Annotated in this window: 21 protein-coding genes and 1 pseudogene; 10 read left to right on the forward strand and 12 right to left on the reverse strand. The window is 46.0% G+C overall.

Annotated elements, in window-relative coordinates:
* Positions 1-24 precede the first annotated feature (24 nt).
* The gene (gene leuC / locus MJ769_RS02530; RefSeq protein ID WP_239234273.1) at positions 25-1,428 is read right to left on the reverse strand and encodes a 3-isopropylmalate dehydratase large subunit; all 1,404 of its coding nucleotides are present in this window, start codon (positions 1,426-1,428) and stop codon (positions 25-27) included.
* Between the two features lie 222 nt (positions 1,429-1,650).
* Positions 1,651-3,429: an ABCB family ABC transporter ATP-binding protein/permease gene (locus MJ769_RS02535; RefSeq protein ID WP_239234327.1), complete on the reverse strand. Its 1,779-nt coding sequence runs from the start codon at positions 3,427-3,429 to the stop codon at positions 1,651-1,653.
* A gap of 339 nt (positions 3,430-3,768) precedes the next feature.
* Here MJ769_RS02535 and MJ769_RS02540 point away from each other — a divergent pair, with 339 nt between their 5' ends.
* Positions 3,769-4,707 carry a CobD/CbiB family protein gene (locus MJ769_RS02540; protein ID WP_239234274.1) on the forward strand — a complete coding sequence of 313 codons (939 nt, stop codon included), beginning with the start codon at positions 3,769-3,771 and terminating at the stop codon, positions 4,705-4,707.
* Positions 4,708-4,782: 75 nt separating this feature from the next.
* Here the strand turns inward: MJ769_RS02540 and rsgA are convergent, their stop codons facing one another.
* The 4 genes from rsgA to MJ769_RS02560 are packed head-to-tail and all read right to left on the reverse strand — an operon-like array spanning position 4,783 to position 7,557.
* Positions 4,783-5,655 carry a ribosome small subunit-dependent GTPase A gene (gene rsgA, locus MJ769_RS02545; RefSeq protein WP_239234275.1) on the reverse strand — a complete coding sequence of 291 codons (873 nt, stop codon included), beginning with the start codon at positions 5,653-5,655 and terminating at the stop codon, positions 4,783-4,785.
* Complete coding sequence (locus MJ769_RS02550) at positions 5,652-5,990, reverse strand: 4a-hydroxytetrahydrobiopterin dehydratase (protein WP_239234276.1); 339 nt, start codon at positions 5,988-5,990, stop codon at positions 5,652-5,654. The genes rsgA and MJ769_RS02550 overlap by 4 nt, the downstream gene beginning before the upstream one ends.
* A 5-nt stretch (positions 5,991-5,995) precedes the next feature.
* Complete coding sequence (locus tag MJ769_RS02555; protein WP_239234277.1) at positions 5,996-6,301, reverse strand: c-type cytochrome; 306 nt, start codon at positions 6,299-6,301, stop codon at positions 5,996-5,998.
* Between the two features lie 2 nt (positions 6,302-6,303).
* The gene (locus tag MJ769_RS02560; protein ID WP_239234278.1) at positions 6,304-7,557 is read right to left on the reverse strand and encodes a M48 family metallopeptidase; all 1,254 of its coding nucleotides are present in this window, start codon (positions 7,555-7,557) and stop codon (positions 6,304-6,306) included.
* Between the two features lie 169 nt (positions 7,558-7,726).
* Between MJ769_RS02560 and orn the strand changes: the two genes are divergently transcribed.
* Positions 7,727-8,272, forward strand: a complete 546-nt coding sequence (orn, locus tag MJ769_RS02565) for an oligoribonuclease (RefSeq protein WP_239234279.1) — start codon at positions 7,727-7,729, stop codon at positions 8,270-8,272.
* A gap of 56 nt (positions 8,273-8,328) precedes the next feature.
* Here orn and hemH read toward each other — a convergent pair whose 3' ends face one another.
* Both hemH and hrcA read right to left on the reverse strand, forming a co-directional pair.
* On the reverse strand, positions 8,329-9,420 hold the full coding sequence (gene hemH, locus MJ769_RS02570) for a ferrochelatase (protein ID WP_239234280.1): 1,092 nt from the start codon (positions 9,418-9,420) through the stop codon (positions 8,329-8,331).
* Between the two features lie 111 nt (positions 9,421-9,531).
* Positions 9,532-10,551, reverse strand: coding sequence for a heat-inducible transcriptional repressor HrcA (gene hrcA, locus MJ769_RS02575; protein WP_239234328.1), 1,020 nt, complete (start codon positions 10,549-10,551; stop codon positions 9,532-9,534).
* A 1,119-nt stretch (positions 10,552-11,670) separates the two neighbouring features.
* On the opposite strand from hrcA, the gene MJ769_RS02580 reads away from it, so the two are divergent.
* Positions 11,671-12,960, forward strand: a complete 1,290-nt coding sequence (locus MJ769_RS02580; RefSeq protein ID WP_239234281.1) for a dicarboxylate/amino acid:cation symporter — start codon at positions 11,671-11,673, stop codon at positions 12,958-12,960.
* A gap of 371 nt (positions 12,961-13,331) precedes the next feature.
* The gene (locus tag MJ769_RS02585) at positions 13,332-13,694 is read left to right on the forward strand and encodes a hypothetical protein (RefSeq protein WP_239234282.1); all 363 of its coding nucleotides are present in this window, start codon (positions 13,332-13,334) and stop codon (positions 13,692-13,694) included.
* Positions 13,695-14,332: 638 nt separating this feature from the next.
* Here the strand turns inward: MJ769_RS02585 and MJ769_RS02590 are convergent.
* Positions 14,333-14,515: pseudogene (locus tag MJ769_RS02590) on the reverse strand (ISNCY family transposase); the annotation flags it as partial.
* A 9-nt stretch (positions 14,516-14,524) separates the two neighbouring features.
* On the opposite strand from MJ769_RS02590, the gene MJ769_RS02595 reads away from it, so the two are divergent.
* From MJ769_RS02595 to MJ769_RS02610, 4 genes are all read left to right on the forward strand, one after another.
* Complete coding sequence (locus MJ769_RS02595) at positions 14,525-14,785, forward strand: hypothetical protein (protein WP_239234283.1); 261 nt, start codon at positions 14,525-14,527, stop codon at positions 14,783-14,785.
* A 1,336-nt stretch (positions 14,786-16,121) separates the two neighbouring features.
* On the forward strand, positions 16,122-16,571 hold the full coding sequence (locus MJ769_RS02600; protein ID WP_239234284.1) for a hypothetical protein: 450 nt from the start codon (positions 16,122-16,124) through the stop codon (positions 16,569-16,571).
* A gap of 906 nt (positions 16,572-17,477) precedes the next feature.
* Positions 17,478-18,404 (forward strand): ABC transporter ATP-binding protein, encoded by a 927-nt coding sequence (locus MJ769_RS02605; protein WP_239234285.1) that lies wholly within the window; start codon positions 17,478-17,480, stop codon positions 18,402-18,404.
* On the forward strand, positions 18,401-19,162 hold the full coding sequence (locus tag MJ769_RS02610) for an ABC transporter permease (RefSeq protein WP_239234286.1): 762 nt from the start codon (positions 18,401-18,403) through the stop codon (positions 19,160-19,162). The genes MJ769_RS02605 and MJ769_RS02610 overlap by 4 nt, the downstream gene beginning before the upstream one ends.
* A 46-nt stretch (positions 19,163-19,208) precedes the next feature.
* Here the strand turns inward: MJ769_RS02610 and queD are convergent, their stop codons facing one another.
* Positions 19,209-19,658, reverse strand: coding sequence for a 6-carboxytetrahydropterin synthase QueD (queD, locus tag MJ769_RS02615; protein ID WP_239234287.1), 450 nt, complete (start codon positions 19,656-19,658; stop codon positions 19,209-19,211).
* 288 nt (positions 19,659-19,946) lie between these two features.
* On the opposite strand from queD, the gene MJ769_RS14555 reads away from it, so the two are divergent.
* Complete coding sequence (locus MJ769_RS14555; RefSeq protein WP_338140733.1) at positions 19,947-20,171, forward strand: bacterioferritin-associated ferredoxin; 225 nt, start codon at positions 19,947-19,949, stop codon at positions 20,169-20,171.
* A 10-nt stretch (positions 20,172-20,181) separates the two neighbouring features.
* Positions 20,182-20,646, forward strand: coding sequence for a bacterioferritin (gene bfr, locus MJ769_RS02620; RefSeq protein ID WP_239234288.1), 465 nt, complete (start codon positions 20,182-20,184; stop codon positions 20,644-20,646).
* A gap of 195 nt (positions 20,647-20,841) precedes the next feature.
* Here bfr and MJ769_RS02625 read toward each other — a convergent pair whose 3' ends face one another.
* Both MJ769_RS02625 and MJ769_RS02630 read right to left on the reverse strand, forming a co-directional pair.
* On the reverse strand, positions 20,842-22,284 hold the full coding sequence (locus MJ769_RS02625; protein ID WP_239234289.1) for a DUF4139 domain-containing protein: 1,443 nt from the start codon (positions 22,282-22,284) through the stop codon (positions 20,842-20,844).
* 123 nt (positions 22,285-22,407) lie between these two features.
* Positions 22,408-22,776: an Mth938-like domain-containing protein gene (locus MJ769_RS02630; RefSeq protein WP_239234290.1), complete on the reverse strand. Its 369-nt coding sequence runs from the start codon at positions 22,774-22,776 to the stop codon at positions 22,408-22,410.
* Between the last annotated feature and the right edge of the window lie 93 nt (positions 22,777-22,869).

Raw genomic sequence — 22,869 nt, forward strand, 5'->3', positions numbered from 1 at the left:
GTTCTCCTGTACGCCCAAGCAATACTAAAAATTTCTGACATCTACAAAATGGCCGGCAATCGCTGCCGCCGCTGCCATCTCAGGGCTCACCAAATGTGTCCTACCGCCCGGTCCTTGTCGTCCTTCGAAATTCCGGTTGGAAGTTGAAGCGCATCGTTCACCTGGCTCCAATTTATCCGCATTCATCGCAAGGCACATAGAGCATCCTGGCTCGCGCCATTCGAAACCCGCCTCGATAAATACTTTGTCCAAGCCTTCGCGCTCAGCCTGCTGCTTGACTAGACCAGAGCCAGGCACCGCCATTGCTAGCTTTACATTGGCAGCAACATGCTTGCCGCGCACCACCTCTGCTGCTGCGCGCAAATCCTCAATGCGAGCATTGGTGCATGATCCTATAAATACTTTGTCAATCTGAATCGCAGTAATAGGTGTATTCGGCTGCAATCCCATATACTTTAATGAGAGATTAATACTGCTGCGCTTCACAGGGTCACTCTCTCGCGTCGGATCGGGTATGTTGCCATCTACCGCCACCACCATTTCTGGCGAGGTACCCCAAGTGACTTGCGGTTTTATTTCCGCAGCATCTAGTCGTACCACCTTGTCAAACTGTGCACCCTCATCGCTATGCAAAGTACGCCAGTAGTCTGTCGCCTTGTCCCATAGCTCACCTTGCGGTGCAAAAGGCCGACCTTTGAGGTAGCTGATCGTGGTGTCATCCGCTGCTATCATTCCGGCGCGGGCACCTGCTTCGATGGCCATGTTACATACTGTCATTCGCCCTTCCATAGACAGCGCTCGAATCGCACTACCGGCAAATTCGATCGCATAGCCTGTTCCACCCGCCGTACCAATTTTGCCGATCACTGCCAGTACCAAGTCCTTGGCAGTGACACCCTTACCGAGCGCGCCTTCCATCAACACTTGCATGGCACGGGCTTTTTTCATGAGTAAGCACTGTGTCGCCATTACATGCTCAACTTCCGATGTGCCAATGCCAAATGCCAGCGCAGCAAACGCGCCATGTGTACTGGTGTGCGAATCACCACAGACCACGGTCATACCCGGCAAGGTTGCACCCTGCTCTGGCCCAATGACATGTACGATGCCTTGGCGCACATCTGACATCCTGAACTCGGTAATGCCAAGCTCATCGCAATTGTCATCCAGCGTATCCACTTGCAGTCGCGAAATTGGATCGGTAATGCCATGCGTACGATCCGTAGTGGGCACATTGTGATCCGCCACGGCGAGCATGGAAGCTATACGCCAGGGCTTGCGCCCAGCCAGCCGCAAGCCCTCAAATGCCTGCGGACTGGTCACTTCATGCACCAAATGGCGATCGATATAAATCAACGTGGTGCCATCCGGTTCTTTATGCACCACATGGCTGTTCCAAAGTTTGTCGTAAAGAGTTTGTGTGCTCATGCTCGCTTCCTTTTATAGCACATGATTATGCCACAGCATGGAGGATGTCCGCCACGAACCGCCTCTTTATAACGCATGAAACTGGAGAGCGAGCTACATTCTCAATGAGACGTGATTTTGAGCGGCAGGGTAGCAAAAATGGCCTGAAATAAAGTCGCTCAGGCTAATTTTATTTTTGTAAAAGACTGGGTAACAAATGAATCAAAGAGCAAAAAGTTCTGGTCACTCTTGTTCTTGCTGTTGTAGAGCCCACATTTTCGCATACACACCTTGTTTCGCCAGCAACTCTCGATGAGTACCACGTTCAACAATGCGCCCATTGTCCATTACTAATATCTGATTTGCGTCCACGATGGTGGACAGGCGATGAGCGATAATCAGTGTGGTACGATCGTGTGCAACGTTGCGCAATTCATTTTGAATCACTTTCTCGGATTGAGAATCCAGCGCCGAAGTTGCCTCGTCAAAAATCAGGATCGCAGGATTTTTGAGGATGGCGCGCGCAATCGCCACACGCTGCTTCTCCCCGCCAGACAACTTCAATCCACGCTCACCCACCATAGTGTCGTAGCCATCCGGTAACGATGTTATAAAAGCGTGAATATGCGCCGACTGCGCCGCATGTAACACTTCTTCACGCGTGGCTTCGGGGCGGCCATAAGCTATATTGTAATAAATGCTATCGTTAAACAGCACGGTGTCTTGCGGCACAATGCCAATCACAGCGCGCAAACTGGCTTGTGTCACCTGGCGAATGTCCTGATTGTCTATCAGGATGCGCCCTGAATTGACATCATAAAAACGGAACAGCAATCGTGATAAGGTAGATTTTCCCGCTCCACTTGAACCCACCACCGCGACCGTGTGTCCAGGCGAAATATCAAAACTGATATCGAATAAAATCTGACGCTTTGGTTCGTAAGAAAAACACACTTGCTCAAAATGTACTGCTGCTTGATCCACCTTTAGCGCAACCGCATCTGGCGTATCTTGTATCTCACGGTTTTCATCGAGCAGGCGGAACATTTTTTCCATGTCCACTAGAGAGTGCTTGATCTCGCGATAGACAAAGCCAAGAAAATGCAGTGGCATATAAAGCTGCAACATGAAAACGTTGATTAGAACCAGGTCGCCTATGGTCAACTCACCTTTTACCACGCCATTCGATGCCAGCAGCATCAACGCGGTCATGCCGATAGCAATAATAGTGCTCTGCCCGGAATTCAACGTTGCCAGAGAAGTCTGGTTCTGCACCGCCGAGGTTTCCCACTTGCTCATGTGTTCATCGTAACGTCGCGCTTCATAGTCCTCGTTACCAAAATATTTTACCGTTTCATAGTTAAGCAGGCTGTCTATGGCGCGCGTGTTTGCCTTTGAGTCCATATCATTCATGGTGCGGCGAAATACCATGCGCCACTCGGTAATGAATAAGGTAAAGACGATATACACAGTCAGCGTGATGAAAGTGATAATCGCAAACCACGGGTTATATTTATAAAACAGGATACCTGCAACCAGAGCGATTTCGAGCAGCGTTGGCAGAATGCTGAACAGCATAAAATTGAGTAGGAAACTGATTCCTTTTGTGCCACGCTCAATATCACGCGATACGCCACCTGTCTGCCGCTCCAGGTGGAAGCGCAGACTTAAGCTATGCAGATGAACGAACAGTTTGAGTGCCACGCGCCGTATGGCGCGCTGGGTTACTTTGGCAAATACCGCGTCGCGTAATTCGCCAAACAGTGTACTGAAGAGCCTCAGCAATCCATAGCCAACCACGAGTGATACCGGTACCAAAAGCATTGCCTTTGGCTTATCCAGAGCATCCACGATTTCCTTGAGTAACAGTGGCACCGTTACGTTAGCCAGTTTGGCCAGTATCAGCAGTAACAACGCCAGCACAACACGATTCTTGAATTCCAGCAGGTAAGGCAACAAGGTGCGAATGATATTCCAATCGCCACGAGTCGCATGGTTTGAGGAGGCAGGGCGAGGGCGCATTATGATGTGAGGAAAATTGATAGGCGCCATTATAGCGTGCGTCACGCAATGTACATTTCATACAATAAAATGTGCAGGTGACAGTTAGAGAAATAAAACCCATCAATGACTTCAACCGTTGCGCGAGTCAGATGATCTTGCGTTAGTCAGTCATCTACCGAAGAAGGCAATAAGTGGTTGGTGTCGGGGAGGAAGCGGTTGCAGAGTGTTCACCGGCACGGCCACCTGGAAATGACAGCAAGTGTGTGTAATAACTGAGACAGTTGGGTTAATGGTGTCGCATTATCCTGTGTGTGTGGTATCTTGCAGGCTAACTTAGCCTACGCACCCCGAGATGCCATGAGCCTGTTTTCCCTAATCGCCGCCTTGTTGCTGGAACAATTACATCCACTTGCTTCGCGCAAACACTTGTTTGTCTGGCTGACACACTATGTCAATTTTTTTCAGTGCCACTTAAACGCTGGAGAGCATAAGCATGGCAAGATTGCTTGGCTACTTGCGGTGTTATTACCGTTATGCGTTACAGTTGCGCTGTATTGGTTGTCGAACCTTATCTACCCAGTGTTCGCCTGGGCATTCAGTGTGCTGGTGCTGTATCTCACCATGGGTTTCCGCCAGTTCAGTCATTACTACACCGATATTCACCAAGCGCTACGTGACAACGATTTAGACAAAGCGCGCAGTATTCTTTCTACATGGCGTGGATTGCCATGTGATGAGCTGAGCCACGAGGAGGTTGCGCGCGTCACCATTGAAGAAGGGCTGTTGGCCTCACATCGTCGTGTGTTCGGTGTGATAGTGTGGTTTGTGATTACAATGCTGCTGGGACTGGGGCCAGTTGGCGCAATACTGTATCGTATGGCACAGTTTATTTATACGCGTTGGGATAAACAGAATGACGTCGATCTCAACGAATTCGGCATGTTCGCACGACAAGCCTACCATTGGATAGAATGGCTTCCGCTGCGCCTCACAGCCACAATCTTTGCTATTGTCGGCGATTTTGAAGACACCGTTTATTGCTGGCGCACACAGGCACAAAATTGGCCTGATCCGGAAGCTGGCATTGTGCTGGCAAGTGGAGCGGGTGCGATCGGTGTTAGGCTCGGATTGCCAATTTTACAAGGTGGTTTGCCGCTGGACCGTCCCGAACTGGGAATGGGGGATGAGGCTGACGTGGATTTCATGCAAAGCACTATAGGTTTAGTGTGGCGCGCGTTGGTGTTTTGGATTGCGTTGTTGTTACTGCTAGGGTTAGCAACGTTTGTGAGGATCTGACGTATTCGCAACATTGGCTCCTTATTTGATAAATATCATAAGCCAAATCACCACCTGCTTTTTCAAGGAAGCAGATCAACACTTGTTCTGGCTGATCTCCTGAAACAGTTTTAGTCTCCGTGAATTTATCTTCCCACCTTGCTCAGCTTCTTTCAGCGCACAGCCCGGCTCGTGTGTGTGATGACAATTATTGAAGCGACACTGGCCGTAATAGACCGCGAACTCCACAAAGCCCGCTTCGATGGCACCAGAATCCAGATGATGTAGCCCAAACGCTTGCACACCGGGGCAGTCTACCAGTTGGCTTTCCCTATTTAAGTGATATAGGCGCGCGTGGGTGGTAGTGTGTTTTCCTGAATTAAGTGCGGTGGAAATTTCACGTGTGGCTGCTTGTGCATTGGGTAATAGTGCATTAATAAGGGTGGATTTACCCATGCCGGATTGCCCCACCAGTATGCTGGTATGGCCTTGTAGAAAGGAGCGTAGAGGGGTGATGTTCTCTTTTGCAGATAGTTCCAGCACTTGGTAACCGATGGCGCGGTAGGGTTCTAGTTGGACACGTGCGATTGTAGTTGCTTCAAGTAAGTCGCATTTATTCAGCACGATGAGGGTTGCAAGTTGCTGGTCGTGTGCGGCGATGAGGCAACGTGCCAGTAGTTCGTCGCTAAACGAAGGCTTGCTTGCTACGACCACAATGATTTGTGTGATGTTGGCGGCAATGAGTTTCTGGCGGTAGGCATCAGAACGATAAAGCAAGGTCTGGCGCGGCAGGATATGCTTAACCACTCCTTGCGCATCACCTATGCGCTGAACTTCTACCATATCACCACAAGCCACTTCGCTTTTCTTGCCATGTGTGAGACATGGCAGCAATTCTCCATCAGATAGCTCAACCAGATATTGGCGGCTGAAGGCGGCGACTACTTGTCCTTGGACAGGTGGATTCAAACTTTAAGCAAGGCGTCCACCTTGGCGGCACAGATGAAGTCATTCTCTGACAGACCCTGAATGGCGTGCGTGGAATATTCTACATGGCACTTGTTGTAGCTAACGCTCAGATCGGGATGATGATCTTCGTGGTGTGAAATCCATGCCACTGCATTTACGAATGCCATGGTCTGATAATAATTTTTAAATTCGAAAGTTTTACCGATAGTAAGATCGCGCTGCACCCAACTATCCAGCTGCTTTATCATAATACTAATATCATCCTGAGATAACGGCTGAATACCGCCTTCGCAAGGTTTGCATTTTTTGTTTGCCAAATCAAAGAGAGTTGTCACAGCACTTACTTGAATTTATAAAAATACTTGTTGAGATAAGCTGCGAGGTCCAGTTTTGCATGTGCGGAAAGATTAGCACGCACATTACGAGCGCATACGTCAATTTGCGCCGCTAGTTGCTGCGGATCATTCACCTTGCGGTTTGGACGCGTGAAGATGGCGTTGCCGTCGCCGCCCATTTTGCCGTTGTGGCAGCTGTTGCATTGGTATTTGTCGAACAATTTTTTACCGGCTTCAGTTTGTCCATCGGCAAATGGCTCGGCTTGTGCTGTACCGTACAGTAATAAAAATATAGCAAAGTATTTTTTCATGACTAGGTTCCTTGTAAAGTTTGTAATCGGGCAACGCGCATCAGAGCAGGTGGATGCGAGTCGTAAAACGTAGAATACAACGGATCTGGTGTAAGTGTTGCAGCATTGTCTTGATACATCTTTACCAGCGCGCTGGCCAGATCACGCGCATTGGTTTGTTGTGCGGCATAGGCGTCCGCCTCAAATTCATGTTTGCGAGAGTAATAGCTCATAAGTGGATGCAGTAAAAAGCTGAACACCGGCAATATCATGAAGAACAGTAATAGCGCCAGTGCAGTCGATGGAGTGGTAACACCGAGTCCGCCATAGAACCAGTTTGCATCCATTAGTTGTGCTAGCAGCCATAAAAAAACTAGGCTCAAGGCAAAGGTGGAAACGATGCGTTTGAGCACATGGTGACGCTTGAAATGCCCCAGCTCATGCGCTAGTACCGCCTCAATTTCTTTTGGCGCGAGGCGTTCCAGCAGGGTATCGAAAAATACAATTCGCTTTGTTTTTCCAAAGCCTGTGAAGTAAGCGTTTCCGTGTGAGGTACGCTTGGAACCATCCATTACAAATAGCCCTTGTGCGGTGAATCCGCATTTCTGTAAGAGTGCCTTAATACGCATTTTAAGCGTCTCATCTTGCAGTGGGGTGAACTTGTTGAACAACGGTGCGATGAAAGTGGGGTAGATGAAAAGCAGCAGCAGATTGAACGTTACCCATACTCCCCACACATACAGCCACCAATGTTCACCCATGCGTTCCATGAGCCACAATACTCCAAATAATAATGGCAGGACAAATATGGCACCGATCAACAAACCTTTCGCGGCATCAACCAGATACATGGCCAGCGTCATTTTATTGAAGCCGTAGCGTGCCTCAATTACGAATGTGCGGTACAGGCTGAACGGCATTTCCAACAGGGATGAAAGTAGTAACACTGTTAGGATGATCGCCAAGCCTTGTATAAGTGAATTAGTATAGGTGGCCAACCACAAATCAGCGATCCACTGTACCGCACCACCAAGAGTGAATACGAGTAATAGCAGAGCATTGAATGGCGTACTCAGTAAACTTAATCGCGTTTTAGCGCTCGTGTAGTCTGCCGCTTTTTGGTGTGCTGAGAGATCAATCTGTTTGCGAAAATCCGATGGCACTTCGGCGCGATGTGCGTGGATGTGATTAAGATGACGTCGTGCCAGCCACATTTGGGCGATCGTAGTTAACAACAGTGCACTAATAAATAACGCGGAAAATTGGAAAGGATTCATTTATTCTGATTTTATATAAAAATATAAATAACTAATTGATATTATTAGTTTATGTTGCATTTTATGGCATGCTCAGGTTATGTTCTATTAATTAAAAATAATTGGCTTGTAGTATTGGTATGGCACAATACCTGCCCGATAGTTTTATAAATAAAAAATGCAGCGAATTATGGCACAGAATAAAGACCACCTCATTTGGATAGATATGGAGATGACCGGTCTAGTTCCGGAAACCGATTGTATTATTGAAGTTGCGCTGGTTATTACTGATGGCGATTTGAATACAATTGTTGAGGCACCGGTTTTGGTAGTGCATCAAGCAGATATTGTATTGGATGGCATGGATAGCTGGAATAAATCCACCCATGGAAAATCTGGCCTCATCGACAAGGTAAAAGCATCTACGCTGGACGCTGCCGCAGTGGAAGCTCAGATGCTGGAGTTTCTCAAGGAATATGTGCCCGCTCGCATTTCACCGATGTGCGGCAATTCCATTTGCCAGGATCGGCGCTTTCTCGCGCGCTGGATGCCGCAACTGGAAAGCTATTTCCACTACCGCAATTTGGATGTAAGCACCCTTAAAGAACTTGCTAAACGCTGGAAGCCTGAAGTGGCTCAAGGAATAAAGAAACATGGTAAGCATGAAGCGCTGGCCGATATTTACGAATCAATCAATGAGATGAAATATTATCGCGAGAATTTTATCCGGATATAAAGGCATTTTTTGCTGCTGTATGGGTTAGCTCATATGGCGCATGCACTTTATTCAAGCTAACGCTCAGCACTCATAGCCAGAGCCCTTAAGCGGCTCTGTTCCAGTTGCGCAGCTTGCGGTTTATCCAGCCAGCCGTGTAGATTATCCAGCACTAAATCCGTTAAGGCATGTATCCAGCCTGGCCGTTCATTGAGACAAGGAATGTAGTGATATTCGCCCCCGCCTGCATGCTTAAAATCTTCTTTACCCTCCATTGCAATCTCTTCCAGCGTTTCCAGGCAGTCTGCTACGAAGCCAGGACAGACCACGTCTACGCGTTTAGTTTTTTTCGTACCTAATTCTTTAAGAATGGTGGTGGTATAAGGTTGGATCCACTCAGCGCGGCCAAAGCGTGACTGGAAGCAAACAGCGTATTGCTCTGTCTTAAGTTGCAGTGCCTCAGCTATCAGACGTCCGCTCTTTAGGCATTCACAGTGATAAGGGTCACCTTTCTCCAGCGAGTAGCGCGGTAAACCGTGGAAGCTCATCACTAGCTTATCCGGCCGACCATGCAGCGTCCAATAATCGCGGATGTTTTGTGCAGTGGCTGCAATGTAACCCGTGTTGTCGTGAAAGTGCTTAATAGTGCGTAGCGCGGGCATGTTGCGTTGTTTGGTGAGTTCACTAAAAATGACATCCCATGCAGTGCCAGTTGCACTGGCGGCATATTGTGGATACATTGGAACAATCAGGATGCGCTGACAGTTTTGCGCCTTGAGTTTGTTCAGTACACTGGGAATTGATGGGTTGCCATAGCGCATGGCGTAGTCCACAACCAGTGGCATATCTTGCATGCGTTCCCCTAGATAGTCTTTTAGCAGACTGGTCTGGCGTTCGGTATGCACTTTCAGAGGTGAGCCTTCCGGCATCCAAATGCTGGCATATTTGGCGGCTGATTTCTTTGGTCTAGTGTTTAAGATAATGCCGTTCAGAATGAACCACCAGACAAGTTTTGGAATTTCCACCACACGCTGGTCGCTCAGGAATTCACGCAGATAAGGTTTGACTGCTTGGGCGGTAGGAGCGTCCGGTGTGCCAAGATTAAGCAATAAAACAGCACATTTTTCAGGTATGCCGTGGGTGTAGGTGGGTTCAGCTAGGTAAGACATAGAGTATTATCCAATAAATTTTCTACTGAGAACAAACTAAACAAAATACCGATTGAAAAATTTTGGACTGTTCTTCTCTGTGGTGCCTTTGATGTTGATATTTTGTTTTAGCTAATTTTGCGACAGCGCATTACTAAGTAGTTTAGATGTGATGTCCACAATCGGGACGACTTTTTCGTAATTCATGCGCTTGGGACCGACCACCGCCAGTGTGCCAATAATCTGACCGTCAGAAGTATAGGGCGCACTAACTACACTGCACTCGCCCAACCCGGGCAACCCGGATTCGTTGCCGACAAAAATATGCACGCCGGGTGCATGGCGGCTTACATCAAGTAACTGCAGTAGCTCCGTTTTCTGTTCGAACACGTTAAACAGCCCGCGTAGCTGCTGCATGTTTGAAGAAAGATCGTTTATATATAGAAGATTGCGTTCACCGCTGATCACATAGTCTTCATTTTTTCGTGCAATTACCGCATCACCTGCTGCCATCGCCGCGCTCATTAACGATGTTAGGTCGTGCTGCAATTGATGTAACTCGGACTGCACGCGTTGGTGGATATCCTGAAGTGGGCAGTCAACATAGTGCTGACTTAAAAAATTACCGGCCTCAGTGAGCTGTGATTGCGTGTAATCCTTGTGCGTCAGCAATACACGGTTTTCCACCTCGCCATTAGGCATTACGATGATCAACAGAACTTTTTTCGTAGATAGGCGTAAAAATTCGACATGGCTTACTGTGATGGCGGCGCGCTTTGGCGTGGCGACCACACCGGCAAAATGGGTGAGCTCTGACAATAAATTGGATGCCTGCATCAGCAAGCGCGAAGGGTTGTCCGGTTGTAATTGGTGCTCGAGCTGTTGCACACGTGCGCTGTCCAGCGGTTGCACTACCATCAATGTGTCGATAAATAAACGATAACCTCGCGCTGTCGGTACGCGCCCAGCGGAAGTGTGCGGACTGCTCACTAGTCCCATTTCTTCAAGGCTGGCCATTACATTACGAATAGTGGCTGAGCTGACTTCCAAGCCAGAAAACTCTAGCAACGCGCGTGAACCAACCGGCTGACCATTGTTAATATAGCGATCCACCAATGTCTTAAGCAAAACTTGTGCGCGATTGTTAAGAATTGTTGACATGTAGTCTGATTTAGAAGTAGAGACGCAGTTTGTTAATAAGTGTTTGTTGTGTTTGTGGCTGATCGATAAGCGAGGCCAGTTAGAAAATAAGCAGTTTGCAATTTAATGAATTCGTCAAAAATTAGCTTCAGCTATGCTATGTCCAAGCATTACTATGACATACAGTAATAACATATTGGACCGACCTGTAGATTCACACTTCAACATTATATCCACTTGGTAGGCTGGAAGTTATTCTAATGTTGTTCTGCACTTGATATATCTTCAGTGCAGCTTATTTTTAGTGATAATCTTAGATAGACTGGATTTTAGTTGTCAAGTCCCAATGCTGTTCGGATAGCGCGCTTGACGGAGTATTTGTATTGTTCAGAATGTTGATTATATTAGCCTATTTTTATTTGCCGAACGGTATTCGTGTCAAGTCCCACCTGTTTATAAACGCATTTTACAAATAAATCTGGGTCTTTTTGTACTATTTTTATAATGACTGAATGGGCACCAGGTGGTTCGAAGCACGCTGCGGGATTAACTAGCATGAGGCCACGCTGGCCACCGGAAAGCCTGGTTGGGCTGAATGAAATGAAGCCCAACATCTTACCGTTCACCATGCCCGTCTACTCCATTATCTATTTACCACTTCAGTCCGATGCAACCTTTCTCCGTTCAATGTAATCATGCAATACAGAATTTTTGCAGGTTTAATTATCTACCCCTTTGGGCGAAGGCTGGTTAAAGTCAGCGAATTGTTAAGAGCGTAATTGACAACCCATTGCTTGCAGCAGGGTGCAGTATGGGTAAACATGGGTAATTCAAAGTTCCGATAACGGTTAGCCTGAAAACGGCGCATACCTTGAAGTGAAGCGCATCGGAAAGTCGTGCGTGGGAATTGAAGTCAGTATGATTATCGCCAAAAACAATAATCCGCAAAATCGAACGTACGGTTTGATGAGAAAGGGCAGGCGAGAGCTGGTTCTCTACCCTGTATTTTTATTATCTCTTGGAAGATGAAAGCAAAGGAAAACTCGATTTGAAATTCGCGAGCAATTTTTATTCGAACATGCACCCAAAAAATACCTACCGATCTGGTTGATTTCTGATAGCTTTCAATAAATGACTACAAAAATATTAATCTGGATGTTGGCTGGGCTGGTGTTGGGTGGCGTGATTAATGCCTATGCCAGTGATGTAGCGTTTATTCAAAGTTATGTTGTCCATGGTTTGTTTCATGTGTTGGGCGCGACATTTATTAATTTATTGAAAATGCTAGTAGTACCGCTGGTTACTTTCTCGCTGATTTGTGGGGTATGTGGCATTGGTGATATTAAAAAACTGGGGCGGGTTGGTTTAAAGTCATTTTTATTGTTTTTGTTGACTACGGCTTCAGCCGTTACCTTGGCTGTTTTTGTGGCAACGATTGTTGCGCCAGGGAAAGGTTTTGATCTGACAAAAGCCGCACAAACGACATTTGAAGCACCCACAGCACCACCGTTAACGCAAGTTTTTATTGATCTGGTGCCGAGTAATCCAGTGGCTGCTTATGCAGAAGGCAATATGTTGCAAATCATCTTCTTTACAATCTTATTCGCAATTTGCGTTGTGATGATAGGAGATAGGGGGCGACCTATTGCGGATGGTGCAGAGAGATTAAATGAAGTGATGATGGAGGTTGTCTCGGTTGTGATGTCAATTGCGCCTTATGGGGTGTTTGCGCTGATGGCGAAGACTTTTTCGGTACAGGGGCTTGGGTTAATTGTACCGATGCTAAGCTATTTCGGCGTGGTAATGTTGGTGTTGCTGCTGCATGTGACGGGCACACTGATGTTGTTGTTAAAGTTTGCGGGTCGTGTCAGTCCATTAGTGTTTCTGAAGAAAATGCGTGCGGTGCAAATATTCGCATTCAGTACCTCCAGTTCAAATGCAACCATTCCTGTCACACTAAGAGCGGTAGAAAAGCGATTGGGTGTTGATAATTCTACAGCGTCCTTTGTGGTGCCTTTTGGTGCCACCATCAATATGGATGGTACCGCTATCATGCAAGGCGTTGCCACGGTGTTTGTCGCCAATGTTTATGGCATAGAGCTTGGTCTGGCGGGTTTTATGACGGTGATCGGCATGGCCGTCTTGGCCTCGGTAGGAACAGCAGGTGTGCCAGGCGTTGGGTTGATTATGCTAGCCATGGTATTTAATCAAGTGGGTTTGCCCGTCGAAGGCATTGCCTTAATTATGGGGGTTGACCGCCTGTTGGATATGATGCGCACGGTCGTGAATGTCACGGGCGATGCAACGGTAACAACAATTGTTGCTCGAGGTGAAGATAGTATTTCAATGGCTATCTTTAATGACCCTGATGCCGGCGTAATAGAAGACGTGCATCTACCACTTAAGAAACCGTTGACTTGATCTTAAGATGTGCTGAACGATGCGCATTTAGCTTGACGCACACTTAGGGCATACTGAAAACAGTTTAGAGTTACAATATGCTCTCAAGATGTAATATGAGAAGTCGCGACTTTGATCTAGCAATTACTGATTTTTTAGTTTGGCATTTTGACATATCGTATTCATCGAGAGGTTTTACAGTCGGCGTCAATGAGGGTGCTCGTCTAATTTCTTATCCATGATGCACAGTATTGTGCAGGCCATGTAGAGGATGTCTCATAAAATAAAAGCGCTGCCTTGCCCAATAATTAGGAGCACAGAAAATTCATTAAGTGCATAATAATATTGTGTATGTTGAATAATTTCCCGTAAATTTATAAATGGAGTTAGACATGAAGAAAACTGTTGGTTACCTTATGATTGTGTCCTGTTTTGCATTAGGCTCTACGTTAGCTCACGCGGATACCGATGCACACCATGGGAAAATGCATGGGAAAGCGCATGGACATGGGAAAATGCATGGACATGGGAAAATGCATGGACATGGGAAAATGCATGGACAAATGTTTAACTCTATGGATGCTAACGCCGATGGTGCAATCACCAAAGAAGAGTTTGATGTTTACCATGCTAAGAAATTTAAGGAAATGGATGTTAACGGTGATGGCCAAATCACTTTCGGTGATATGAAATCCAAGTCCGAGAAGGCGGAAGTTAATCGCGATAACTATTATAACGTTGGCCCATTACGCTAGATTGATTTGAGTATCTGGTCAGATTGATGGCTATATCATTGATTACGTTGGTCAGCTCTTGGTAAGTGTTGTTGATATTAGGATCGCTTACTTGCCGAGCGGGCCGACGGTGTCTTCGATATTGTCGCTGGATTTAAGATATTGGAGTTACGCAACTAATATTAGAGGTGCCATTAACTCATTTAATGGAAAAAATGAATTAGTGTGGCAATTAATCAGTGTTCAGATTGTATAGTGTGATACGGTAAAGCCTAAATATTAAGGCTAGCATATGCCTGTCTTGTTATTTGTGCCTGCCAGAATCTCCTCTATTTAAAAAACCTCCTTTCTGAACTTTCAGTATGTGCTCCACAAATGTTGATTTTTGTTGCGGGAAGGAAAAGTTTTGCATTTTCCCGATGCAGAAGTATTAATTTTCATGATGTTGGGCGATCACAATTCCTCGATTATTAAAGTCCGGCCTAAAGAAATTTAGTGTTGTTTAAGCCACTAGTTTGCATGGTGAGACTCGACCATTGCTTTTATCACCGTCCACACAACTACTCTCGTTTCCACAGGACGTTGCCTATGCGGTGAGATTCCTTGCCATCATGGCCATGCAACATGGTGCTTGAACCCGTTGATGGATGATTCGATCTCATTGAGACGACCATTTGATCATCCGTTATCTTTTCCGTCACTTGGTGATGCAAAATGAATTGGTGCTGGACCTTCAAAATGCGTACCTTGAAACCCAGTTCAAAGGGGACGCCCGCTTTGCCTTTGCTGCCCCATTCGGTGTGCGGCTCAAAGATTGAAAAAATTTTCCCGACCTGCGGGATAATTCCACCATGGATGATACTAAGTCCAGTTTAGTCTATCTGTCGCATCGCGTGTTCAATGAAGTTTCCACTTTCCAGTTTCTTCAGACCATCAAATTCACCCGTGAAGCCCATGCTGTTGAAGCATGGCAATCGTATCGCATGCTTGGAACAGTTGAAAACTTTTCGTTCCTCCCTTGGAATTACCCTCTGAATTCGCACTTTGGTAGCTCGCTTACAACCATATACCAACTGATGTTGATGCGCACACGGTACTGCTACATTCGTTGATAAAGTCACAATTCGATGTAAAACTTGTGGCGCAAGACACCTCGTTCGCGCAGAAATAGCATACAAAATTCGCCTGCGGGAACGATACGAATAAATCATCCTGATGTTCCGCTGTATGTTCGGGGCAAGCTCCGAGACCGTGAGCCAGCCGCATCTGTAAGACGAAGGAAGCGCTAGCCGCTGCTGGTAAATTGAATAGCTAGAGATATATTCACGACGTGCCGAATCCGAACGCAATCATCTATTCGCTTGTTGAAACACCAAGGCAAGCGGCGTGGATAAAAGTGGTTGCCGTAGAATTTCATGCGGCAACTTTATCAAACATCACTCCATGCTGATTAGCCTGTTGTTACTGAAGCACTTGTTGGCAATGAGCACTCCTACTGCACAGCAGGCGATTCTATATTCCAGTTTGTGTTGATATTCTTGAAAAATGGTTTTTAGTAGTTCTTTACTGCCCAGGCACCCACGTACTCTTCGGTCTATCGAATATGAATTTGCTCATTTATTCTCATGTGCTAGCAGCCTGTCGGACTTAAAGGAAATCGGCTGCAAATTAAGCGGAGCGGTGTATATTTCGCCGCTTTTTTGGGCAATAGAACAACTATTACCCTGCAAAATCATCAAGTGGGGTAAGCAGGCATTTCGCCGTAAGGCGAAAGCTCGCAAAATCTACCCTCGCTCAGCTCAATTTTCGCTACGATTCTTTAAGTCCGACAGACTGCTAGTGGTATTTGTGGGGCTAAAATGAATTGCGTATTTACTTTTTATAGTAGTCGTCCTATTATGTGGCTCTCATCGATATATATAAAGGTGAGATGCGAAAAACTGACAGGACAAAAAAGTTGACGATTGGTTGTCTATTTAGGATTAAAGACACTTGCCGGAGGCTCCATGATGTTAATCGTATGCAGTGTGGGAAGTTGTATGCAGTAGTTGTTGAAGACGGAAGATTGTAAAATACCGTCCATGTTGCTAAATGTACTTAATATCCATACGGTCAATGTAATTCGATCAAATGGGTATGGTGTTGCAAGTATAACAACATGTTATGCATTTGATTTGAAATGGGATTAAGAATTTATCAGGAGAATACTTTATACGTATGTTTTTTTCTGTTACCGGTGAATCTTAAATTTTAGTATCAATGAATTATGTGGATATTGAAATAAACTTCGATAAATACTGTTTGGTACTAGGATGCACTTGTATATTGATTTACTTCCATGATAATTATTTGCACACTTAACGCAGTCGCAATAAAAGCTTGTAGGAGTGAGGCACATTTCACCCCCACTCAACTATCCTCGTAAGATTTGATATTAAGGAGCTTGTAATGAAAAAAACTGTTATGAATCTAGCTATCGTTTCCTGTTTTGCATTGGGTGCTTCAGCAGCTCAAGCTTATAACCCAAATGCTTTTGGTGACCCAGCAGCGTCGGCAGCATATACAAAGAATGCAACGGTAGAAGGTCAGACACAAAATATCAAAGTTGGTCCTGATGGTGTTCGTCTTCCTTATAATATGGCTGAAGATCGTCATAGTCACAAAGTAGCTAATACCCCTAATGGTGTTAGTGTTCAATGCATGAACTGCGGCACCAGCTTGTCCTTGGCGGATGGCGCAAGGCAAACATATGGTGGTATTAGCCCTTACTTTCCGAAACCTAATGTCAAAAATCCACCAGTTGAAGCTCCTGAATATTGGAACATGACAGGAAAATCGGAAACAGGGGAAGAAAACAAAAACCAAAGTGCTTATAGCAGGGGTTATTTTGCCAGGTAATTTTTGGTAACAGGCATCAGATGTTTAAGTAAAATTAAAGCACAAGGCCAGCATTAATGCTGGCCTTGTGCTTTATGCGTAAATATATTGCTTGCTTGAGCAGCAAGAACCATTACACATGATAATGTTTTTGAGTTTTTCGGCGCTAACGGTTTTCCTGTGGGCTACATTGGCATTTTTTTCATACTTCCCACCGCCACCGCTCACTTTCACTTCCCGCTTGATTTGCGAGTTTTAGTCTTTTTTGTAGGTTGCGACAATTAATTTGAATGCCGATTAAAAAGTAATTTTTGAAGAGAGTGACAACGGGTGAGATTTTTTAGCTGGCAGACTACCGAATTATAGTGTTGTAGTAATTTAACATATTGATTATTTTTATAGAATATAACAGACAATAAGTATATCAATGTAATAATTGGTTATGAAAAAGCCAGATTGAATGTTCTTAGAGCAACACTGTTATTGGCCAGTTCAAACCTGCCAGAAGCAGCTTGATGTAATTGCCGCACACACCCTGCTGTAGGTAAGCATAATGCACAGCAATCTAATCTCTTTCGCCACCCCCTGCGGGGGTTCTTACAGTGAAGAACATCCGTTGGCATAACAGCCTTGATAGAGCGATCTGCCAATAGGTGTGGTGCTGGTCAAAAAGGTTACACTTGCTTGCCTCTTTTACATCAACTAGTGTCGTAATCAGTGTCCATCGGTCAACACGGACTTCCCTCACCTTAAGAGTCTTCCTTGGTCGCGTAAGTGTTCGCATCCTTCCAGACTGGGCGCAGAGGGCAATCCACGATTGTGCTAATAATAATAGGATATATTGACGAACTCTATGGATGCTCCAACTATTAATGCTCCAATGGAATAACCCTTCTATAGCAAATTTATTTTCAATAAGGAGATTGAGTGCAGCCAGTTATATCAGTGGAAAATCTCACAAAGGCCTACGCCTCTGGCGTTAAGGCGCTCGAAGGCATTAATTTAGAGATTCAGCGTGGAGAAATTTTTGCCCTGCTGGGACCGAATGGAGCCGGTAAGACGACACTAATCAACGTTATTTGCGGGATAGTCAATCCGAGTCAAGGCAGGGTACTGGCCGACGGTCATGACATCGTTTCTGACTATCGCGCGGCCAGATCAAAAATTGGCTTGGTGCCGCAGGAACTGTCCACCGATGTCTTCGAAACAGTTTTGGCCACGGTGAAATTTAGTCGTGGACTGTTTGGTAAACCACCAGATCCGGCCTATGTCGAAAAAGTTCTGCGCAATCTGTCTTTGTGGGACAAGAAAAATGCGAAAATCAGGACCTTGTCGGGCGGCATGAAACGCCGGGTAATGATCGCCAAGGCTTTGTCTCATGAACCGCAGATTCTATTTCTCGATGAGCCTTCAGCTGGCGTTGATGTCGAACTGCGTCGTGACATGTGGCAGATGGTCCGGGACTTACGAATAAGTGGCGTGACCATTATTCTGACCACTCACTATATTGAGGAAGCCGAAGAAATGGCCGATCGCATCGGGATAATAAGCAAAGGAAAAATTATTCTGGTAGAGGACAAAACCTTATTGATGAATAAACTGGGCAAAAAGCAGCTCAAGTTGTATCTGCAGTCTCCACTGGCATACATTCCCGCAGAACTCGCCGGATATTCGCTTGAACTATCGGCGGACGGCAACGAGCTGATCTACCTCTTTGACACCCAAGGAGAGCAGACAGGAATCGCAGAACTCCTGCGACAACTTGCCAAATACGGGATCGACTTTAAGGATATTCAGTCCCGCCAAAGCTCATTAGAAGAAATTTTCATTAATTTGGTAAGCGAACGACCATGAATATGTATGCTATTCGCGCGATTTATTGTTTCGAGTTGGCGCGCACTTGGCGAACGCTGATGCAAAGCATTGCATCGCCAGTCATTTCGACCTCGCTTTATTTCGTGGTGTTTGGTTCAGCGATCGGTTCGCGCATGACCGAAATCGACGGTATCAGCTATGGTGCTTTTATTGTACCTGGCTTGATCATGCTAGCCCTGCTGACGGAAAGTATTTCCAATGCCTCTTTCGGTATATACATGCCGAAATTCTCAGGTACCATCTACGAGATACTCTCCGCTCCTATTTCTTACGTGGAGATCGTCATTGGCTATGTGGGCGCTGCGGCCACCAAGTCCATCGTCCTGGGCTTACTCATTCTTGCTACGGCGCGGCTTTTCGTTCCGTTCCAGATCGTGCATCCATTGTGGATGATTGTCTTCTTGGTACTGACCGCCGTTACCTTCAGCCTCTTCGGTTTCATAGTTGGTGTTTGGGCTGACGGGTTCGAGAAGTTACAAATCATACCCATGATGATCATCACACCGTTGGCGTTTCTGGGCGGAAGTTTTTATTCGATCAGCATGTTGCCACCTCTGTGGCAACAAATCACACTGTTCAATCCGCTGGTCTACCTGATTAGTAGTTTCCGATGGAGTTTTTATGGCGTCTCCGACGTCAACGTGGCCGTCAGCGTTGGAATGACGTTGTTTTTTCTTGTTCTGTGTCTAACAACCGTGTGGTGGATTTTCAAGACGGGATACCGACTTAAGAGCTGAGGATGAACAATATGGTACAGATGCAGCAATTATTAACTCATCAAACTCAGCTTGAGTTGCGCAGGCAGTCTGCCCAGTTATTCGGCGTTTCGTAAATGCGCACGCGTTCCAGTTGCAAGTTATTCCCATAGCTATGGCGATAGGCGCTGTCGAGCAGATTAAATGCGAGCATGGCGAGATTTTCTGCGGTGGGCGGCACTTCCAGAACTACAGTTTTGTGATTGGGCAGAGAGTTCAGGAAATCCAATACCGCTTTGTCACTGCGATACACCAGGAAAGCATGATCCCACGCATCCACCAATTGTTCCTTAGCGATGCGTTTCACTTCAGTGTAGTCCATCACCATGCCTTGCTCGGATAAGCCATCGGTGGTGATGATCTCGCCGGACAATGTAATCTCAATGGCGTAGCGGTGGCCGTGTAAATGTCGGCATTGGCTGGTGTGACTGGGGATGCGGTGACCCGCATCAAATTCTAGTCTTCTGGTTATTTGCATGATAATTGCGTATTGTGTAGGTGCGCGGATTATAACTTGAATGCAGTAATCGCATTCCGTTAGGCGCGCAACGCTCCTTGCTTTTCTCTTGCCTCTGCACGAGCCTATCCACCTAATTTAAGCATTTCTAAAAAAATAGTTGCATTTTATTTATTGTTGAGTATCATTCTCATTATTGTTAGAGAATCATTCGTAGGAAAGTCTGACAGAACCCGTCGCTCAGCATCAAGAAGTAATAGTATTGCGGGACAAAAACAAGCTGAGCTGCATAAGATAAAGGCCAGAACTATGTATATTTGTATTTGCAAGGGCATAACTGATTCCGCCATCCGTGAAGCTGTCTGCCAAGGCGCATGCCGCATGCGGGATTTGAACACTTGTCTGGGTGTGAGTTCGCAGTGCGGTAAATGCGCTTGCCATGCCAGGCAGGTTATGAACGATGTTCTGGCAGATCTAAGACATGTTAAAATGATCCCGCATCAACCTAGCCATCTGGTTGGAGCCATAACCTAAGGAGACCAACATGAAAGGCAATAAAGAAATCATTCAGTTTCTCAATCGTCAACTGAAACACGAGCTGACTGCTGTTAACCAGTATTTTCTTCATGCACGCATGTACAAAAACTGGGGTTTCAATAGCTTGGGTAAGCACGAGTATGACGAATCAATCGAGGAAATGAAGCACGCGGATATGCTGATAGAGCGCGTTTTATTTCTGGAAGGTCTACCAAATTTGCAGGAACTCGGCAAGCTGATGATCGGCGAAAAAGCTGAGGAGTGCGTGGCCTGCGATCTCCAGCTAGAATCAGGCGCACGTGAAAATCTGGTCGCTGCGATAGCCGCTTGCGAAAGTGCTAACGATTATGTCTCTCGCGAAATTTTTAATAAAATTCTGGAAGACACAGAAGAGCACATTGATTGGCTTGAAACCCAGTTGGAAGTGATGCAGAAAGTCGGCATTCAGAATTGGCTACAAAGCCAAATGTAAAGCGTTATTGCCGCTGCTGACAGCTTCTGTCAGCAGTTTTTTTGTAAATCGGTTCACTGGGTAAACAATCTAAAGCAAACAAATTGGTTGTTTTTTCAATTTTATGCGCCCTGGATTAAAATACAAAAAACGCGGCATTTCTGCTGCATTCAGCTCATGCGCTGAATTGTCTTAAAGAATACATCTCCCGCAGTATCAATACTTGACACGCACCCGGTAAGTCAACGAGGCCTTGCCGTCTCCGGGCACAGTCACTTTCCATTCGGCCATGCCGGATGTCGCTTTGGTGTGAGGTTGAGATTCGGATATCATCGTCCAGTCACCAGGCATAGGTTCTCTTACCACTACTGTGATTGCCTCGCTCTTGGCATTCTTCAATACGATTTGGTAGGCACTTTCGAAGATACTACTCGAACGTCCCATTCCAGCCAATTTTTGAAAATCCGTCTGCTTTTTGTCGGCTGTAATATCAAATGCATCTCCCAGTTTAAGGCGAATAGACTCATTTTTAGGTGTGTGATTAATTTGATCTTCACCTACGAATTGGGCATTGCTCTGAGCATCTTTTTTGTAAACCCGGATCACCCCCTTGGGCAGGGGAATTCCTAAGCCTTCGCCTTTGTTTTGAAATTCTACAAAGACGCCAACTTTTAGTTTTTGGCCGATGTCGCCATACTGCCCAGAGTAATAGTAATTTGCGCCTGTCAACAAAAACTCTTTATGTATAGGTACGCTGGATGCAGACATCAGCGCCACCTGCTTGGTCTGCTTCTCCAATAAAGTCGTAGGGCGTTGCAGCGTATAGAGATGATATTCGAACAGTGATTCTTCTTTCATTTCCTCCGTATCTGCCATTTTTGACGCCATAGCTAACATGTTGCGCGAAATGGATTTCGGTTGACGCACCCGGTTCAGATCACCGGCAACCAGTTGCAGTTTGGCGTTCGGATATGCGGCCCCACTTTGATTGGTCAGTGTAGCCCAGCCATTGAGATCAAGGCGGTCATCGTGTTCATTTAATTCAGCTACATAATCGGCGCGCCATGATAGCCCAGCAGTCAAATAGGAAAGCTCAAGATTTTGTTCGCCTGCAACAGGGTTGATGAGTGAGACAACCAGAGTAGGTTTGTCGCGTAAATTTTCCGGAACACCAGAAAACACCAAGCGACCAGGAACACCGGTCTCTATACGGTCGGCGAATTTAAGTACGGTACCCCCATTAGTTGCAAGCACAGTGGCTGTTTCCCTGAGTTCCGTACCGGTGGCCGAGTTGGTCCGAATTACTGTCACTTCTTTGTTAAGATATTTTTCCAGCAGTGTCTGTGGCGTCAACAGATCAAAATCGAAATTTTGCTCCTGCAAGTGGAATCCACCGGGATTAGTGAGATTGCGCAATAGCGCCGTCTCGGGTCGCATTTGAGCAGAGACTTCGCGCCAAGCCAGTTTATTAAAATCACGATCCAGTTTTACCCTGCGCGCATCTTTAATTAAAGCCAGATTGTCGTTGTAAATCGTGACAGCGACTTCCTTTTGGTCAGACACCGTTGTGGTTTTCTCATCTCGAGGAGCCGCAACTCCATTTAGAGATATTAATAGGGTGCTCGCAAAAATTATGTTTGCAATGGATCTCCTGAACATTTCATTTCCCCTTTATAGTCTGAAAGTTACAATTTCAGGTACGTCACCTTTTGGTAAGGCGAATTCAACCCTGAAGTGCAGTTTTTGTAAGTGAATTTAGGTGGTGAGGTACGCAACCGAAAGCTATAACAAAATGGCGGCAACCACTTTGCGGTCTTCTCCCATGAGTATGTTGTAAGTGCGGCAGGCGGCGGGGGTATCCATACTTTCCACGCCGATGCCGACTGCAGTCAGTTGCTGGTATAGACGTGGATGCGGAAAGCACTGCTGCGCGCCGGTCCCAAGCAACAAAATTTCTGGCTTCATGGCTAAAAGATAGGCAAAGTGCGACTCGTTTAATGCATCGAAACCTTGCGGCTGCCAATCTCTGAAGACTTGTTCCGGCGTGACAATTATGGAATGCTCAAAGCGCTGGCCGTTGACCGTGACATAGCCAGCACCGTGTGCTGTAAAAACATTTTGGTTTGTGCGGGTGTTGAGATGCAGTTTCACGCGAGTTCTCCATTTGCTGACCTAGGCGCGCTCGGTTAGAATCACACCCTTTGTGGTCAATAATTTCAAGGGCCATAAGCGTATTTATAACGT

Origin of the sequence: Candidatus Nitrotoga sp. BS, from assembly GCF_927797785.1 — a bacterium.
GTDB lineage: Bacteria > Pseudomonadota > Gammaproteobacteria > Burkholderiales > Gallionellaceae > Nitrotoga.

Excerpts from the sequence above, each read along its gene's own strand:
- leuC (WP_239234273.1), bottom strand. The coding sequence starts at position 1,428 with ATGAGCACACAAACTCTTTACGACAAACTTTGGAACAGCCATGTGGTG.
- MJ769_RS02535 (WP_239234327.1), bottom strand. The coding sequence starts at position 3,429 with ATGCGCCCTCGCCCTGCCTCCTCAAACCATGCGACTCGTGGCGATTGG.
- MJ769_RS02540 (WP_239234274.1), top strand. The coding sequence starts at position 3,769 with ATGAGCCTGTTTTCCCTAATCGCCGCCTTGTTGCTGGAACAATTACAT.
- MJ769_RS02555 (WP_239234277.1), bottom strand. The coding sequence starts at position 6,301 with ATGAAAAAATACTTTGCTATATTTTTATTACTGTACGGTACAGCACAA.
- MJ769_RS02560 (WP_239234278.1), bottom strand. The coding sequence starts at position 7,557 with ATGAATCCTTTCCAATTTTCCGCGTTATTTATTAGTGCACTGTTGTTA.
- orn (WP_239234279.1), top strand. The coding sequence starts at position 7,727 with ATGGCACAGAATAAAGACCACCTCATTTGGATAGATATGGAGATGACC.
- hemH (WP_239234280.1), bottom strand. The coding sequence starts at position 9,420 with ATGTCTTACCTAGCTGAACCCACCTACACCCACGGCATACCTGAAAAA.
- MJ769_RS02580 (WP_239234281.1), top strand. The coding sequence starts at position 11,671 with ATGACTACAAAAATATTAATCTGGATGTTGGCTGGGCTGGTGTTGGGT.
- MJ769_RS02585 (WP_239234282.1), top strand. The coding sequence starts at position 13,332 with ATGAAGAAAACTGTTGGTTACCTTATGATTGTGTCCTGTTTTGCATTA.
- MJ769_RS02595 (WP_239234283.1), top strand. The coding sequence starts at position 14,525 with ATGGATGATACTAAGTCCAGTTTAGTCTATCTGTCGCATCGCGTGTTC.
- MJ769_RS02600 (WP_239234284.1), top strand. The coding sequence starts at position 16,122 with ATGAAAAAAACTGTTATGAATCTAGCTATCGTTTCCTGTTTTGCATTG.
- MJ769_RS02610 (WP_239234286.1), top strand. The coding sequence starts at position 18,401 with ATGAATATGTATGCTATTCGCGCGATTTATTGTTTCGAGTTGGCGCGC.
- queD (WP_239234287.1), bottom strand. The coding sequence starts at position 19,658 with ATGCAAATAACCAGAAGACTAGAATTTGATGCGGGTCACCGCATCCCC.
- MJ769_RS14555 (WP_338140733.1), top strand. The coding sequence starts at position 19,947 with ATGTATATTTGTATTTGCAAGGGCATAACTGATTCCGCCATCCGTGAA.
- bfr (WP_239234288.1), top strand. The coding sequence starts at position 20,182 with ATGAAAGGCAATAAAGAAATCATTCAGTTTCTCAATCGTCAACTGAAA.
- MJ769_RS02625 (WP_239234289.1), bottom strand. The coding sequence starts at position 22,284 with ATGTTCAGGAGATCCATTGCAAACATAATTTTTGCGAGCACCCTATTA.